The organism is Lysinibacillus sp. FSL K6-0102 (genome assembly GCF_038003545.1).
GTDB classification, from domain to species: Bacteria; Bacillota; Bacilli; order Bacillales_A; family Planococcaceae; genus Lysinibacillus; species Lysinibacillus capsici.
Map to the genome: position 1 here is coordinate 2,560,497 of NZ_JBBOPH010000001.1, position 14,675 is coordinate 2,575,171.

At 35.9% G+C, this 14,675-nt stretch carries 16 protein-coding genes; 13 read left to right on the top strand and 3 right to left on the bottom strand.

What is annotated here, in order from left to right; all coding sequences use genetic code 11:
• The first annotated feature begins 3 nt into the window (after positions 1 to 3).
• The 6 genes from NYE73_RS12925 (at position 4) to NYE73_RS12950 (ending at position 5,074) form a co-directional block, all read left to right on the top strand.
• On the top strand, positions 4 to 228 hold the full coding sequence (locus tag NYE73_RS12925) for a glutaredoxin family protein (RefSeq protein WP_205443572.1): 225 nt from the start codon (positions 4 to 6) through the stop codon (positions 226 to 228).
• Complete coding sequence (gene nrdI / locus NYE73_RS12930; RefSeq protein ID WP_205443573.1) at positions 225 to 584, top strand: class Ib ribonucleoside-diphosphate reductase assembly flavoprotein NrdI; 360 nt, start codon at positions 225 to 227, stop codon at positions 582 to 584. The genes NYE73_RS12925 and nrdI overlap by 4 nt, the downstream gene beginning before the upstream one ends.
• Positions 581 to 2,674: a class 1b ribonucleoside-diphosphate reductase subunit alpha gene (gene nrdE / locus NYE73_RS12935; RefSeq protein ID WP_054550167.1), complete on the top strand. Its 2,094-nt coding sequence runs from the start codon at positions 581 to 583 to the stop codon at positions 2,672 to 2,674. The genes nrdI and nrdE overlap by 4 nt, the downstream gene beginning before the upstream one ends.
• Entirely contained in the window at positions 2,662 to 3,630 is a 969-nt protein-coding gene (gene nrdF, locus NYE73_RS12940) for a class 1b ribonucleoside-diphosphate reductase subunit beta (protein WP_259950137.1), read from the top strand. Before nrdE ends, nrdF begins: the two co-directional genes overlap by 13 nt.
• A 12-nt stretch (positions 3,631 to 3,642) precedes the next feature.
• Positions 3,643 to 4,080 carry a dUTP diphosphatase gene (gene dut, locus NYE73_RS12945; RefSeq protein WP_259950138.1) on the top strand — a complete coding sequence of 146 codons (438 nt, stop codon included), beginning with the start codon at positions 3,643 to 3,645 and terminating at the stop codon, positions 4,078 to 4,080.
• Between the two features lie 145 nt (positions 4,081 to 4,225).
• Entirely contained in the window at positions 4,226 to 5,074 is an 849-nt protein-coding gene (locus NYE73_RS12950; protein ID WP_259950139.1) for a copper amine oxidase N-terminal domain-containing protein, read from the top strand.
• A gap of 82 nt (positions 5,075 to 5,156) precedes the next feature.
• Here NYE73_RS12950 and NYE73_RS12955 read toward each other — a convergent pair whose 3' ends face one another.
• Positions 5,157 to 5,648, bottom strand: coding sequence for a PaaI family thioesterase (locus NYE73_RS12955; RefSeq protein ID WP_048392750.1), 492 nt, complete (start codon positions 5,646 to 5,648; stop codon positions 5,157 to 5,159).
• A 300-nt stretch (positions 5,649 to 5,948) separates the two neighbouring features.
• On the opposite strand from NYE73_RS12955, the gene NYE73_RS12960 reads away from it, so the two are divergent.
• Positions 5,949 to 6,545, top strand: coding sequence for a hypothetical protein (locus NYE73_RS12960; RefSeq protein WP_259950142.1), 597 nt, complete (start codon positions 5,949 to 5,951; stop codon positions 6,543 to 6,545).
• A 109-nt stretch (positions 6,546 to 6,654) separates the two neighbouring features.
• Here the strand turns inward: NYE73_RS12960 and NYE73_RS12965 are convergent, their stop codons facing one another.
• Positions 6,655 to 7,041 (bottom strand): hypothetical protein, encoded by a 387-nt coding sequence (locus NYE73_RS12965; RefSeq protein ID WP_257960965.1) that lies wholly within the window; start codon positions 7,039 to 7,041, stop codon positions 6,655 to 6,657.
• 194 nt (positions 7,042 to 7,235) lie between these two features.
• Here NYE73_RS12965 and NYE73_RS12970 point away from each other — a divergent pair, with 194 nt between their 5' ends.
• The 6 genes from NYE73_RS12970 (at position 7,236) to NYE73_RS12995 (ending at position 13,081) form a co-directional block, all read left to right on the top strand.
• Positions 7,236 to 7,730 carry a DinB family protein gene (locus NYE73_RS12970; RefSeq protein ID WP_054550171.1) on the top strand — a complete coding sequence of 165 codons (495 nt, stop codon included), beginning with the start codon at positions 7,236 to 7,238 and terminating at the stop codon, positions 7,728 to 7,730.
• Positions 7,731 to 7,777: 47 nt separating this feature from the next.
• Positions 7,778 to 8,332 (top strand): GNAT family N-acetyltransferase, encoded by a 555-nt coding sequence (locus NYE73_RS12975; RefSeq protein ID WP_016991743.1) that lies wholly within the window; start codon positions 7,778 to 7,780, stop codon positions 8,330 to 8,332.
• Between the two features lie 14 nt (positions 8,333 to 8,346).
• A complete protein-coding gene (locus tag NYE73_RS12980) occupies positions 8,347 to 9,108 on the top strand; it encodes a glycosyltransferase (RefSeq protein WP_259950146.1) in 762 nt (253 codons plus the stop codon).
• A gap of 193 nt (positions 9,109 to 9,301) precedes the next feature.
• The gene (locus NYE73_RS12985; RefSeq protein WP_259950148.1) at positions 9,302 to 10,246 is read left to right on the top strand and encodes a serine hydrolase domain-containing protein; all 945 of its coding nucleotides are present in this window, start codon (positions 9,302 to 9,304) and stop codon (positions 10,244 to 10,246) included.
• Positions 10,247 to 10,576: 330 nt separating this feature from the next.
• The gene (locus tag NYE73_RS12990) at positions 10,577 to 11,143 is read left to right on the top strand and encodes a TetR/AcrR family transcriptional regulator (RefSeq protein ID WP_259950430.1); all 567 of its coding nucleotides are present in this window, start codon (positions 10,577 to 10,579) and stop codon (positions 11,141 to 11,143) included.
• 57 nt (positions 11,144 to 11,200) lie between these two features.
• Complete coding sequence (locus NYE73_RS12995) at positions 11,201 to 13,081, top strand: alpha/beta fold hydrolase (protein WP_259950149.1); 1,881 nt, start codon at positions 11,201 to 11,203, stop codon at positions 13,079 to 13,081.
• Between the two features lie 672 nt (positions 13,082 to 13,753).
• Here NYE73_RS12995 and NYE73_RS13000 read toward each other — a convergent pair.
• Complete coding sequence (locus NYE73_RS13000; RefSeq protein ID WP_259950150.1) at positions 13,754 to 14,641, bottom strand: LysR family transcriptional regulator; 888 nt, start codon at positions 14,639 to 14,641, stop codon at positions 13,754 to 13,756.
• Between the last annotated feature and the right edge of the window lie 34 nt (positions 14,642 to 14,675).

The following is a 14,675-nucleotide window of genomic DNA, read 5'->3' on the forward strand; positions in this document are numbered from 1 at the left end:
TCTATGAAACTTTATACGAAAACAATTTGTCCAAAATGCCTGTGGGTAAAATCTGAATTACAACGTGCAGGACTTGAAGCAGAAATTGTTAACATTGATCACGATGAACAAGCTAAGCAAACCATTATAGATGCAGGTTTTTTAAGTGTGCCTGTTTTAGAAATGAATGAAACCTTTATAGGAGATGTTCAGGAAATTGTTTCTCAAATTGAGTTGATTACCCTATGATCGTTTATGCAAGTCGTACAGGCAATGTCCGAAATGTTGTATCCAAATTAAAGGCAGAAGCTATCGAGCTCTCTGAAGAATTGCGACTGAATAAGCCGTATCTTTTAATTACCTACACAGATGGTTTAGGTGACATTCCAGCGAAGGTGCAACGCTTTTTAGAAAAAAACAGAGATTTTTGTAAAGGAGTAGTTGCCAGTGGCAATAGTAACTTTGGCCATCATGTATTTGGCGCTGCTGGTGAGAAAATTGCTACTACCTATCATGTACCCTTAGTAAGGAAATTAGATTTACGAGGCAATCAAACAGATTATGAAGCAATACAAACGTTTTATGAAACGAGGGTAATGAGATGAAAACCTATTTAAAGCTTAATAATGACGTACTGAATCGTTATAGTACAACTGGATTACTTGAGTTAGAAAAAGATCGTGAAGCTACGCGCCGCTACTTTTTAGAGTATGTCAACGTACGTTTGCGTTATTTTATAGATATTGAGGAAAAAATCCGCTATTTAGTTGATGAGGGCTACTATGAGAAAGCATTTATCGACATGTACGAAATGGAATTTATTAAGAAGTTGTATAAAAAAGCCTATGATTATAATTTCCGTTTCCCATCCTTTATGAGCGCCAGCAAGTTTTATGATAGCTATGCTATGAAAAGTCGTGACGGCGAAGAGATTTTAGAAAAATATGAGGATCGTATTGTTATTATTGCTTTGTATTTAGCTCAAGGCAACACAGCTTTAGCAGAACGTTCTGTCGAAGCGATGATGGAAGCCTATCAACCTGCCACACCAACTGCATTGAATAGTGGCAAGAAAGCACGTGGTGAATTAGTAAGCTGCTTTAAATTATCAATGGATGACTCCATGAATAGTATTGCTGAAAATATTGGCTATTGTTTAGAGCTATCACGCCTTGGTGGTGGAGTTGGGGTCAACTTAACAGATTTACGTCCATTAGGTGATCCAATTAAAGAGATATTAAATCGTGCAAGTGGTGTCATCCCAGTAGCGAAACTGTTAGAAAATTCTTTCAGTTATTCTAATCAGTTAGGGCAACGAAATGGCTCAGGTGTTGTCTATCTAAATATTTTCCATGCAGACATAGAAAATTTCATTTCATCAAAAAAACCAAATGCTGATGATAAAATTCGCCTCGCTACCCTTTCAACAGGGATTATTATACCTAGTATTTTCTTCGAACTGATGAAACGTGATAAGGATATTGTTTTGTTTAGCCCATACGATATTTTTAAAGAATATGGCAAACGTATGTCTGAAATTTCTATTTCAGACATGTACTACGAGCTACTTGATAACCCTAAAATTCGTAAAATTAAACGTTTAAATGCACGCAAGCTTTACACAGAGGTGAAAAAAGCACAATTTGAATCAGGCTATCCGTTTGAAATCTTTGATGATAATGTCAATAAGGTACATCCTTTAAAAAATATTGGACGTGTCAAAATGTCCAATTTATGTACAGAAATCTTACAAGTACAAGAGACAAGTATCATTACGGACCAGGATCAACCAAATGACTATGGATTAGATGTATCGTGTAACTTAGGTTCCATCGATATCCATGCAGCAAGTAAAGTCAATGATTTCGGCGCATTAGTCGATACAGCCATGCACCTATTAACAAATGTATCGCAAATGACACACATTAAGAATGTTCCGTCTGTTGCAAAAGCCAATCAATTAATGCATTCTGTAGGGCTTGGCTGTATGAACCTCCATGGGCATCTCGTGACAGAAGGCATCCTGTACGGCTCAAAAGATTCCATTGATTTCATGGATCACTTTATGGAAGCGATGAACTATTATTCTCTGAAATCTTCGATGGAAATGGCGAAAGAAAAAGCTGCAACCTTCTACCGATTTGAGGACAGTGATTATGCATCAGGTAGCTATTTTGACCAATATATCAATAAAACTGAAGAAGAACTATCGCCTGCTGTGTTGAAGGCGCTTGGCAATATTCCAATCATCACAAACAAGATGTGGGAAACGTTAAAGCAGGATGTAATGCAGTACGGTCTATTCCATTCCTATCGTTTGGCTATTGCCCCAACTGGTAGTATTTCATATATTCGTAGCTGTACGGCTTCAATCGCACCATGTACAGAGCGCGTAGAGGTTCGTGATTACGCCGATAGTAGAACCATTTATCCAATGCCTCATTTAACAAATGACAATAGTCATTTATATGTGGAGGCGTATGATGTGAATCCTTATGATTTAATTGATTTATATGCAGCTTCTCAAAAGCACGTTGACCAAGGTATTTCCATGACGCTTTATGTAACGGACAATTGGACAACCGAACAATTGGCTAAAGTATACATTTATGCGTGGATAAAGGGCATTAAGTCTGTTTACTATGTTCGTCAACGATTACAAAGCTTAGAGGAGTGTGTAGCATGTCAAATATAATTTATGAGGCAGTCAATTGGAATAAGGCAACAAGTGAGCTTGCCAATATATTTTGGGACCAGCAATGGAAGCAAATTTGGTTTCCAGAAGAAATTGCGGTCAGTAAAGATATTAAACAATGGAAAAGCTTTGAGCATCAGGACACATATAAAAAAGTATTTGCAGGATTAACCTTACTGGATACTGTACAAACAAATATCGGGATGAATCGTGTTGCTGCTTATACAGACGATTTACAGGAAAAGGCTGTCCTAACCGTTTTTGATGCATTCGAGGCGATACATGCCAAGTCCTATTCTTATATTTTCACAACGCTTTGTACAAACGAAGAAATCGACGAGCTATTTGAATGGGTTAAGAAAAATGAATTTCTACAGTATAAAGCCAATAAAATAGCAGACATTTATAATAGTATTGAAGAAGGCAATCCAGAGAGCTTATGGAAAGCGATGTTTTCATCCGTTATGCTTGAATCTTTCCTGTTTTATTCTGGCTTTTTCTATCCACTATACTTAGGAGGACAAGGCTTCCTACGAAACAGTGCCGAGATTATTTCACTCATCTTGCGCGATGAATCTATCCATGGGGTAGCAGTTGGATTTTTTGCTCAAAATTTATTCAAGCAATTTTCAAAGGAAAAGCAAGAAGAGCTACATTTATGGGGCTATGAGCTATTATTAGATTTATATCAAAATGAAATGAAGTATACAGATGATATTTATGCGGAAACAGGATTATCACCTGAAGTTCGAGCATATGTACGTTATAATGCTAATAAAGCTTTAATGAATGTCGGCTTTGAAGCCATGTTCCCAGAAGAGGAAGTCAATCCAATTGTGATGAATGGTATTCGTAATGAAGGCTCCACATATGATTTCTTTTCACAAAAGGGTGCTACCTATGCCAAGGCAAAAGTTGCGCCAATCACAGATGACACATTCAATTTTAATCGTTAAGGATGAAGAACAATGAATCTAGAAGTAAAAATTAAAAAAGTTCACGCTGATGCCATGCTACCGATACAAGCCAACCCTGGTGATGCAGGCATGGACCTCTATTCCATAGAAGCAGTAGAAATCCCAGCAGGCGTAGCCAAACTCATTAAGACAGGTATTCAGATTGAATTACCTAAGGGAACGGAAGCCCAAATTCGACCAAGAAGTGGACTAGCATTAAAGCATAGTGTAACCGTACTGAATAGCCCAGGCACTATAGATGAAGGCTATAGAGGCGAAATCGGTGTTATTTTAATCAACCATGGTCAAGAACCGTTTATCGTAGAAAAATCAATGCGCATTGCTCAAATGGTTATACAATTTGTTCCTTCTATTCAATTAGTGGAAGCAGATGAATTATCTCAAACGGTCCGTGGAGAATCTGGATTTGGTGCAAGTGGTACGAAATAGCGTACCTATATATAAACCTCATAAAGTTTACTTAAAAATCCTGCGAAAATGCAGGATTTTTTTGTTATCGTAGCTCATAGCAGAAGGAAATAATAGGGTACATATGGAATGAAGTAATGATAGCGATGTAAAGGAGCTAATAATCATGAAAAAAATATGTTCAGGTATTTTCCTTATGTTGATTGTCATTCTTACATCTATCACAACTGCTGCAGCAGCTAGTAGTCAACTAAAAGTGGACGGTATGACAGTACAAACGGATGTGAAGCCCGAAATAAAAAACAATCGAACAATGGTACCTTTACGCGTGATTAGTGAAAATTTAGGGGCTAAGGTGCATTGGTCGGATGGGCAAGTGATACTGACCCAAAGTGAGATGAAAGTCAGTTTAAAGTTAAACAGTAGTAAAGCCACAGCAAATGGAAAAACGGTATTATTGGATGCAAAGCCATACTTAAAGAATGGACGCACCATTGTACCATTACGTTTTCTAGCAGAAATCTTTGGCTGTAAAGTTCATTATGATCATTTAACGATCTCTATCGATACAGAGCCATTGATGATTAAGGGTGTGGAAGTGAAAGCATTACTTCATGAATACCACATGACAATGGGGGGAGTAGTCGAGCAAATCAATGGCAATGCCTATATGCAAGAAATGCACCGTATATTTACTAAAAATATGGGCAAGAAGATAAAACAGCCTAACGACTACACATGGTCTGTCCATAGCACCGTAATTGGGGGCTATTATAAAATGGGCCAATATGATTTCCTGAACAAGGAAGGTAGTAGCATAGCACGTTATGATCTCTATTCGTTGGTGCAATCTTCAGATAAACCTTTGACTGGACAGCCAGACGTGTTGATTTATGACGCAGCTGTTGACCAATGGTATGAGTTTAACAAAACTGCCAGTGACTCTATTTATTCGTTAATGGAAACTGCTAAGAGAAATGGCTTTGTGACAGTTATTAGTAATACAGTTCCTTGATTATGAATCCATTAAAAACGCAATAGAAGAGCACATCTATAAATAAGATGTGCTCTTCTTATTTTAGTGAGGATAAAAAATGCTAATCATTTTTATTTAGAAAAGTACTAGGCATGACTACAAGAACTACTGTTCCACGAGCACAAAGCGTATCCTGCGCGTAAACTTCAGTTTCTACTTTCCATTTCTTCGGATGAATTTCTTCAACAGTGCCAATTGCCTTTAATGGAACATGTTGGGGTGTTGGCTTTAGGAAATCTACATTAAGGTTAGCCGTTACAAATCGAGGTGGCTCCGCTCCATCACCAATTTCATGTCCATTTTTACGATGCAAGGCAAGCGCTGCCGACCCTGTTCCATGGCAATCAATTAATGAAGCAATTAAACCACCATAGATAAATCCTGGAATACCCATATATTTTGATTCAGGTGTATAGATTGTAATCGTCTTATCACCATGCCACCCCGTGCGAAGATGATGACCATCATCATTCAAACGGCCACACCCATAACACCAAGCGATATCATCTGGATAAATATCTTGAATTGCTTTTTCTACTTTTAATTCTTCCATTCTTCTCTCCCCAATACTCTAGTATTATTTGTTTCTAATCGAACGTTAATCATTTAAGTATAATTAATCATTTCCATTCCATCAATAAAAATCTAAATATTCCATCTATTTAAACTATGTAAGAAAGCACTACCATAAAGTTGGACAAATTTTATTAGTGACAGATGGGGAGGGCTGGTATCAGAAAGTAGGAAAAGCTGCATAGCTTGTAAAACGCTGGCATGGTGCAACAATAGAAAGATGGTATACTATGATCGTTGCATTGCTGTGCTGAAGAAGGAATTAAAGGAGTCAAAAGGTATGTCATTAAAAAATATAATCGATTGTATTTGCAAGGAAGCAACTAATAAAGACAGTAAAAAATTAGAAGAATTACTAGAGCAATTGTATGATTATGAAAGTGCTAAAATACTTGATATTTACCCTTATCAGATAAAAAGTAATGAAAAATATAGTCAAGTTGAAGTATTCTTCGATAAATTAGAGATGGTCGATTTCCAACAAAAAACGCAGGATTATCATTCGTACCAGAAAAGCCTAGAAAAATTTGAGAGATTTTTTGAATTGATGTGGTTAAAATCATCTGAATTTTATGCATTTTATTATTTACCAGATCCTTTATATAAGGATCAATTGTATTATAAAGTCTACGAGAATGAGTGGGGTAAAATTATACCTAAAGATCTTACAGAAGGCATTTTATTAAACATTGATGAATACACAATGTTAATTTCACTAATAAAATTAGCTGTTTCGGACCATCTCCATTTACATTTTATTTTACCTGAGGAGAATATTGTATTTAGTGGGAATGGCTTAGCCTTTTTAATTTACAGCCAACATAATCTTGAGTTATTAGAAAAGGTTGCTAATACGGAGGGGCTCTATATCCGTTGAAAAAGTGAGAGAACATTCCCAGCAACAGGAAGCTAGATAATATAAAACATACCCTAAAAAATAGCAACAATCTATGTTTCTTACAGATCGTTGCTACTATTATTTAAAATCATTTATTTTGCTCTCGATAATTAATGGCCTCTTTAAATTCATCGGTGGCTAGGATATTGTAGAACATATTTCTACTGTTTACGTTTGCTATTGTCCCAGTGATTGTATTATCAATCCATAGATAGTATTCATCATCGTTTAGTTTGATCTTATACTGCGGAGCAATTTCGTTATCGACCTCACCGAATTCTCTAGCTTTTTTAAATGTTTTTTCTATAATTTTAATATCTTTCGCATCGGAGATTTGTTGTAAAGTATCGGGTTGCACTTCATCAAAATTAATTAATTCTTGAATTTCTATCACCTTCGATGCTTCTTTCTGATCGTTACAAGCAACTAACGCTAAGGAACAAATCATTAACAACAAAATTGTTTTTATTTTCACCTTGTCTTCACCCCTTTTTGTTCAATCTAGTATATTCCCTTATGAACATTTCTTCAAACTGCAAAACCCTCAAAGTATTTACATATTCTAACAGTCTAAAAAAAAGGTTTAACCATAGCATAAAAACTTATTTGAGAGCTTTCCCCTTGAATGGAATTTATAGTATGCTGATTAAAAGGGAGGAGAGGGATTTTATGGTTAAACAATTGATTGTTGGGGATACAACACAGGAATTGGCTTCTACTCGTCGCATGCTGGAACGCTTGCCCGACGAGCATATGACATGGAGGCCACATGAGAAATCAATGACACTAGGAGGTCTGGCCACGCACCTAATCAATCTGCTAAACTGGCAAATGGCTATTTTACAGTACTTAGACTTTGATCTTTCCACCGTTCCGTTACGACGAGAGGCATTAGAAAAGCGAGCTGACATTCTGGATGAGTTCGATACAAACGTAAGAAAACTGGAAATGATGCTTACTGAATGTGATGAGAAAACGCTCGGAGAGGAATGGGCACTACGTCATGGTGACCATATTATTCGCCAAGAGCCTCGAGCAATTGCGTTCCGCACCTTCGGATTAAGCCACATGGTCCATCATCGGGCGCAGCTTGGGGTATACTTGCGACTTCTCGATATTCCAGTACCAGGCATCTACGGCCCCTCTGCAGACGAAGAAGCCTAGTAAACTACTTCCATGAATCGCTATTTAGAAAGGTATGAGGTGTTCGATTGACTAAGATAATGACGAAAACAGAACGATTAATTATTCGATTAATGGAAGAGGGAGATTACTCTTCTTGGCTTACGCAATATGAAAATCGTTTACCTTCCCAGCATAAATACGATGAAGGTAAATTAGATATGAGCATCTGTACGAAAGAATGGTTTCGTGATTTAGTTACTAAGCATCATCAGATGGCTGAGGATGATAAGGTGTATGTATTTGGAGTATTTAGAAAAACAGATAATACGCATATTGGTTTTGTAGACTTTTCCACAATTATGAGGGAAGAATTTCAATGGGCTAGGTTCGGGTATACCATTCATAACCATTTTTGGAGAAAAGGTTATGGTAAAGAGGCTGTAAAGGCAGCGATTGATCTAGCATTTGAAAAATTAAATTATCATCGAATAGAAGCTCATATAAACCTCGACAATACGGCATCTATAAAATTAGCAGAAAATGTTGGGATGCTTTATGAATGCACGAGGAAAGGATTCATATACGAGGACAACAAGTGGACTGATCAGCTGGTTTATTTTATAAATGCAGAAGACATTTAAAAGGGAGGAGCTGTATGTACGACATGGAGAACTCTTTAGAAGTGCAAAAGAAAGAGGATATAAAAATTTCAATAGTCATACCAGCCCATAATGAAGAAAAATACATTGGAAAATGCTTAGAATCTATTTTAAAGGCTTCCAAATCCTTTGAAAATCAAGTAGAGATTATTGTTGTTTTAAATCGCTGTACAGATAGAACAGAGGAAATTGCAAAATCGTATAATTGTATCCTACTAAAAAATAGCGATAAGAACCTTTCGAAGATTAGGAACGCTGGCGTTGATATAGCAAGAGGGGAAATCATCGTCACAATTGATGCCGATACACAGATGAACGAACATGTGTTATCGAAGGCAGTGGAGAACTTAAGCACAGGTAAGTACATTGGTGGGGGCGTTACAGGAAAGTTTGAAAGAATGTCCTTAGGAATTTTTGTTTCAGCTTTGTTGTTAATCGGACCAATATTTTTAAAATATGGTGCAATTTCTGTAGGCATCTTTTGGTGCTACAAAAAAGATTTTCAAGCAATTAATGGATTTAATGAAAATATGCTCATGGCAGAAGATGCCGATTTTGCTAAACGATTAAAAGATTGGGGAAAAAAGAACGAAAAAAAATACGGAACAATTCAAAATGGAATGATCACTTCAAGCAGAAAATTTGATAAGCATGGAGACTGGGTTTTACTTAAACGTCCTAAAATGATCCTAGCATACCTTAAAGGTACAGATCAGAAACATGCGAATGAAGCATATTATGAAAATGAAGATAGATAAAAAGAAACCGTAACGTTAATCGAACAAGGATTAACGTTTTTTTGTTATCACACTAGCTGGAAAAAAGAAAAGAATTGAATAATTTTTTATAATAAATTATTCTTTATTACATCAATATTGATGATTCATTTTAGCGAAAGGATGGGGATTGATATAGCTGACGTCAATGTGTCAAACCCTAACAATCAGAATGATGAATAACTTTGAAGATTTAATAGAAAAAGAGTATTCCAATATAGCAGGCATCGCTATTAGAAAAGATAATCATTTAATTTACGAAAAATATTTTGATGAGTACACCCAAGATGATGCTTTGCATATAGCATCTGTCACTAAAAGTATCATCTCCATTCTTATTGGAATGGCAATTGATAAAGGATATATGAAAAATATAGAACAGCATGTGTTAGATTTTTTTCCAGATTATACAGTGAAACGTGGCGAAAAAACCATTCAAAACATCACCATAGCAAATTTGTTGTCAATGACTGCACCCTATAAATACAAGTCAGAGCCTTATACGAAAATATATTCAAGTGATGACTGGGTAAAAGCTGCATTGGATTTGCTAGGAGGCAAAGGTAGTATTGGGGTGTTTAACTATTCTACCGTTGGCACACATATTTTATCAGGTGTTCTTACAACTGCCACTGGTCAATCTGTTCTTGATTTTGCTACAGAAAACTTGTTTAAACCTCTTTCAATCAAAGCTCCCACAAATACAACTATACAAAATAAAGAAGACTATTTCGCTTTTCTGAAGGATAAATATGTCACTGGCTGGATAGTAGATCCTAAGGAAGTAAACACCGCTGGTTGGGGACTTACGTTAACAACCCGAGATATGGCCAAAATAGGTCAGCTCTATTTAAATGGGGGTGTATGGAACGGTCGCCAAATTCTTTCTTCTCAATGGATAGAGGACAGCACTAAAGTACAAAGTCGATCAGGAAAGCTGACCTATGGTTATTTGTGGTGGATACTTGATGATTGCTATGCAGCTTTGGGGGATGGTGGAAATGTAATATTCATAAATCCTCAAAAGAAGATGGTCATTTCGATTGCTTCGCGCTTTATGCCACGTGCCAAGGATCGTGTTGAATTGATTAGAAAGCATATAATACCATTGTTTGAATAACAGCTAAGGATAATAAACAATTATGTTAAATACACTCCATTTTGATCATCATCAATCAAAATGGAGTTTTTATATTGAATAAAGGATATTAATGAATCAATTTTGTCAATCATCCTTAATGAGCATAAAAGCATCTACTTTATTGACTACAAAATAACATTACAAGCCATCCAAAACAGTTTTGGGGATCCGTTCAACTTTGTTCAAAATGACATTTTTAAAATCAATTAAAGTTTCGCATTTTTAATCAAAATTTTTTTAAACTAACAAAAATACTTGCAACACCAATTGTAGTACTGTATAGTACTAATTATGACAAAGGTAAAATTAATGAATCAAAAACGTGTAATTGAAGTAGCTGCAACATTATTTTTAGAAAAAGGGTTTGCTTATACAAGCATGGATGAATTAGTTCGTGTAAGCAAAGTTTCAAAGTCTAATGTGTATTATCACTTCTCTAATAAGGAAGAATTGTTGGAAGGGGTCGTTGATTATTGGATTGAAATGTATCAATCTGCAATAGATGACTTACTATCTCAAAACCATTTATTAGTTGAAGATCGTATCAAACTGTTTTTAAAGCAAATATCACAAGGAGTTCAGACGAGAGAATATAAGGGGAGCTGTCCATTTATTACGCTTTATATTCAAAGTCCTACAAATGCCACAAAAGTAAAAGAAAAAATAGGTCTTTTTTTTAAAGGCTTACAAACGAAAGTTTCTCTATTCCTTAAACAAGGGGTAGAGAATGGTGAATTTAGAAAGACAATAAATATTGACGAGGTTGCATCTCTTTTTATTACAAATCTTGAAGGAGCGCTATTTATTTCAGAAACACTGGAGGATGCAACTGTAATCATGAAAACAGCAGATCATTTGTTTAACTTGCTTCGGTAAAAGAAGCATTTTTTTTACATCAAATTAGTACTACGTAGTACTACTAGGAGGATTTTTATGAGAACAGTATTTTTAACAGGTGGAACAGGTTTTATTGGAAAGCAATTAGTGAATGAATTAGTCAAAGAGGATGTGAACATTCTTCTTTTAGTGAGGTCGAAAAGTAAAGCAACACAGATTTTTCAGGAAAGAGGCATCTTAAAAGAGGAAAATATGCACTTTATTGAAGGTGATTTAACGAAAATAGACTTAGGTCTAAGTGCTGAAGATAAGGAGTTGGTATTGAAAACGGATGTGATTATTCACGCAGGAGGCTCCATGGATATTCAAGCGACAAACAAAGAGGCAACTTCTGTATTTTTGAATGGCGCCAAACATATTAGTGAATTCGCTAAAAGTATTCATCAATTGAAGGGCTTGCAGCAATTTATTCATGTTGTAGGTTATATGAGTCCCTTTGATGATAATAATAGCAAGGTTGCGATAGATGTATTTAAAGAAGGAAACAAATTTTTAAAAATAAAAAACCCATATGAGAAAACAAAATTTTTAGCAGATCTTTATATCCGTCAACAGGCATCAGCTGTAGGTTATCCGCTGTCTGTCATTAATCCGCCAACTGTGGTTGGTAGTAGTAAAACAGGGAGTACAGAGCAGATAGCAGGATTAGGTTTGCTTGTGACAAGTATGCGAAGAGGGCTCATGCCAGTGATTCCTGGAGATAAGGGATATAGGTTGCCACTGATTTCAAACGATGAGTTTGCGAAGTTTATTTTGCAGGTTTTCAAATTGGAGCAGCCGGCTATTCAAACATATACACTTGTTGATGACAAAGAGAACGATCCGAACATTGCTGAATTATTAAGTGTTATGTCGGAAAGTATGAATATGAGGGCACCAAAAATCTCTGTTCCAATGCCGCTTATGAAAACAATAATGAAAAGTGGAGTAAGTAAAATAACAAACATTCCTTCTGATGGACTGAATTTTATCACAAAACGAACATTTTCAAATGGTTCGGTGAAAACCATGAGGGGTGGAGATTGGTTTAAGAAGATGAGTGTCATGAACTTTTTCCCTGCCGTAGTAGCTGATCTGGATTATCGATTGATGTATCAAAATGGTGAGCATCATCATTTATTTGAGCGAACATTATGCGATAACAATACCCTTTACCAATTACACGGAGAGGGAAAACCGTTTATTTTATTACATGGTTTATTGAGTGATGGGGAGGATTTATTTCCTTTAGCGCTAGAGCTTCATGAAAAAACTGGTCAACCTGTATGGATCTTGGATCTTCCAGGTTTGGGACGTTCACCTTTTAAACGCGAGAAAAATCTTTTAAATATCTATTTGAATGTAGTAAAAAAGTTATTGGAGAAAGCTACTAACGGCGCCCATCTAATTGGCCATTCATTTGGTGCGTATATTCTTTTGGAAGCATTAGTACAAAAGTACATAGATAAGAAGTATACAATTACTTTACTTCAGCCACCTATTACTAAAAAAAATGCTAAATCGATAAATGTTCCTCAATTTATGAACAAATGGACATTGAAATTGGCAACTACTAATTTGATAGAGCGATATTTATTAAGTAATGGTTTATTTGAAAGTACAGAGAGCATCCCTGAACATTATATTGAAAAACTAAGTAAAAGTTTTACTTCTCCTAGAATTTTAAATACTACGGTTCAGCTTAACAGTTTACTAACGAAAAACGTTCAAGGTGATTTCAATGAAGTAACAACGTATAATCTTCACATTATTTGGGGGGATTCTGACAGAGGCTATTCTGCTCCTTCACATCTGGGTAAGGTTGATTTTGTTCCATATGGTCATCATTTTCCTCTTAGCCATCCGAGTGAAACGGCTAATTTGGTCATAAAAAACAGTAATGCATTTGCAAAAGAAGCTGAGATCTTGCTTCGGTAAAACTACTATTTAGTGTCCTTTCTACAGGTAGCAGTGAAAATTACTGATATATTACAGCCGAAAAAGTATACACCTAACCAGTTGTCAAAATTTATTTGACGACTGGTTATTTAGTATTATTCTTCAGAATTAAGGAATCAAGAAGAACGATTTAATAAAAGGAAACTCGATGCAGTATATTGTTTTATTTAAAGAAAATTCTTTTTTAGAGTATGGGGAAGACGAAAGGGACTACGAAATTATTCATATTCCAACAGAGACATTAAAAGAATTATTTGAAGATAATTCAAGATCTAATTGCATTTTTATAAAACGATTTAATAGATATCGAGGTGATTGAGGATTAATATCTTTTTCAATGAGCATTCGTAAATAATCCCTTATGTTCATTTGTCCTCTTATTGAATATGGCAGCTGAAAACAACTTTTTTATTATATGAAATGGGGAAACTATTTTTTAAAGTAATACTATCTTAGGCACCAATGTATTAAGTTTTTTTAACATATATTAAACTTTCATTCAACAATCGGGCCAGATTGTAGAGTAACTTCAGGGCATAACTTCTAACTAATAAATATATTATGCACGTTATTCGTTAGAAGTTATAATACTCAATTTAATAGTAGGTTGTTCCATAAGCTCATCGAATCGGTACGAGTCATGCAATAAGATTAATTGGACTGGTTTGATATTGCCTCAAAATAGTCTAGAACTACCTTGCGGAATTCCAATGAAGCTTGCGTCATGTATCGACTTTTATGCCATAATAAAGCGATATCACGTTCAATTTCATGATCCTCAACTTGCAAATATTTAATCTTTTCCCATGATATTTTTGCTGTGCTTGGTATGAAGGCAAGTCCAATTTCAGCTTCTACAAGAGTGATCAAACGTGTAGGTTCATCGCCCTCATACACATATTTAAGGTCAATTCCAGCCGATTTACATACAGCGTCTACTAAATCACGAGTGCCGTATCCTCTTTTCACACCGACAAAGCTTTCATCCTTAAGTTCTGTTAAACATACGCTACTTCGGTCTGCCAGCCGATGCCCATTAGGAACTGCAACAAGAATGGGATCAACAAAGACAACTTGACATTCGATGTCTTGCCCTTGAAAAGGAGAGGACGACAAGCAAAAATCGACTTCGCCTCGATGTAAAAGCGTGACCATTTCCAGTGTGGTCAGCATTTGCACATGAAATTGGATATTAGGACGTTTTTTACGAAACTCTCGCATTATCTGGGGCAAAGTGCTTGCTGTGGTTACCGCAAGCTTAAGTGTACCAGATTCTGCTCTGGACAAATCGCTAATCTCCTGCTTCCCCTGTTCCAACTCAAACAAAGCCCTTTCCGCGCGACGAATGAATTTGTTGCCAAATTCATTTAATCGCAGTTTCCTGCCTGTGCGATCAAATAAAGGTACCCCTAAATCTTCTTCCAGACGCTGAATCGTTTTGCTTAGCGACGATTGCGTAACGTGGAGACTTCGGGCAGCTTCGGTTACATGCTCTAATCGAGCTACCTCAAGAAAATATTGTAGTTGAAGAAGTTCCATTTCTTTTTCTCTCCAATCATTCCTTTTGGTCAAT

Excerpts from the sequence above, each read along its gene's own strand:
- dut (WP_259950138.1), top strand. The coding sequence starts at position 3,643 with ATGAATCTAGAAGTAAAAATTAAAAAAGTTCACGCTGATGCCATGCTA.
- nrdE (WP_054550167.1), top strand. The coding sequence starts at position 581 with ATGAAAACCTATTTAAAGCTTAATAATGACGTACTGAATCGTTATAGT.
- NYE73_RS12995 (WP_259950149.1), top strand. The coding sequence starts at position 11,201 with ATGAGAACAGTATTTTTAACAGGTGGAACAGGTTTTATTGGAAAGCAA.
- NYE73_RS12955 (WP_048392750.1), bottom strand. The coding sequence starts at position 5,648 with ATGGAAGAATTAAAAGTAGAAAAAGCAATTCAAGATATTTATCCAGAT.
- NYE73_RS12970 (WP_054550171.1), top strand. The coding sequence starts at position 7,236 with ATGGTTAAACAATTGATTGTTGGGGATACAACACAGGAATTGGCTTCT.
- nrdI (WP_205443573.1), top strand. The coding sequence starts at position 225 with ATGATCGTTTATGCAAGTCGTACAGGCAATGTCCGAAATGTTGTATCC.
- NYE73_RS12985 (WP_259950148.1), top strand. The coding sequence starts at position 9,302 with ATGAATAACTTTGAAGATTTAATAGAAAAAGAGTATTCCAATATAGCA.
- NYE73_RS12960 (WP_259950142.1), top strand. The coding sequence starts at position 5,949 with ATGTCATTAAAAAATATAATCGATTGTATTTGCAAGGAAGCAACTAAT.
- NYE73_RS12990 (WP_259950430.1), top strand. The coding sequence starts at position 10,577 with ATGAATCAAAAACGTGTAATTGAAGTAGCTGCAACATTATTTTTAGAA.
- NYE73_RS12925 (WP_205443572.1), top strand. The coding sequence starts at position 4 with ATGAAACTTTATACGAAAACAATTTGTCCAAAATGCCTGTGGGTAAAA.
- NYE73_RS12980 (WP_259950146.1), top strand. The coding sequence starts at position 8,347 with ATGTACGACATGGAGAACTCTTTAGAAGTGCAAAAGAAAGAGGATATA.
- NYE73_RS13000 (WP_259950150.1), bottom strand. The coding sequence starts at position 14,641 with ATGGAACTTCTTCAACTACAATATTTTCTTGAGGTAGCTCGATTAGAG.
- nrdF (WP_259950137.1), top strand. The coding sequence starts at position 2,662 with ATGTCAAATATAATTTATGAGGCAGTCAATTGGAATAAGGCAACAAGT.
- NYE73_RS12950 (WP_259950139.1), top strand. The coding sequence starts at position 4,226 with ATGAAAAAAATATGTTCAGGTATTTTCCTTATGTTGATTGTCATTCTT.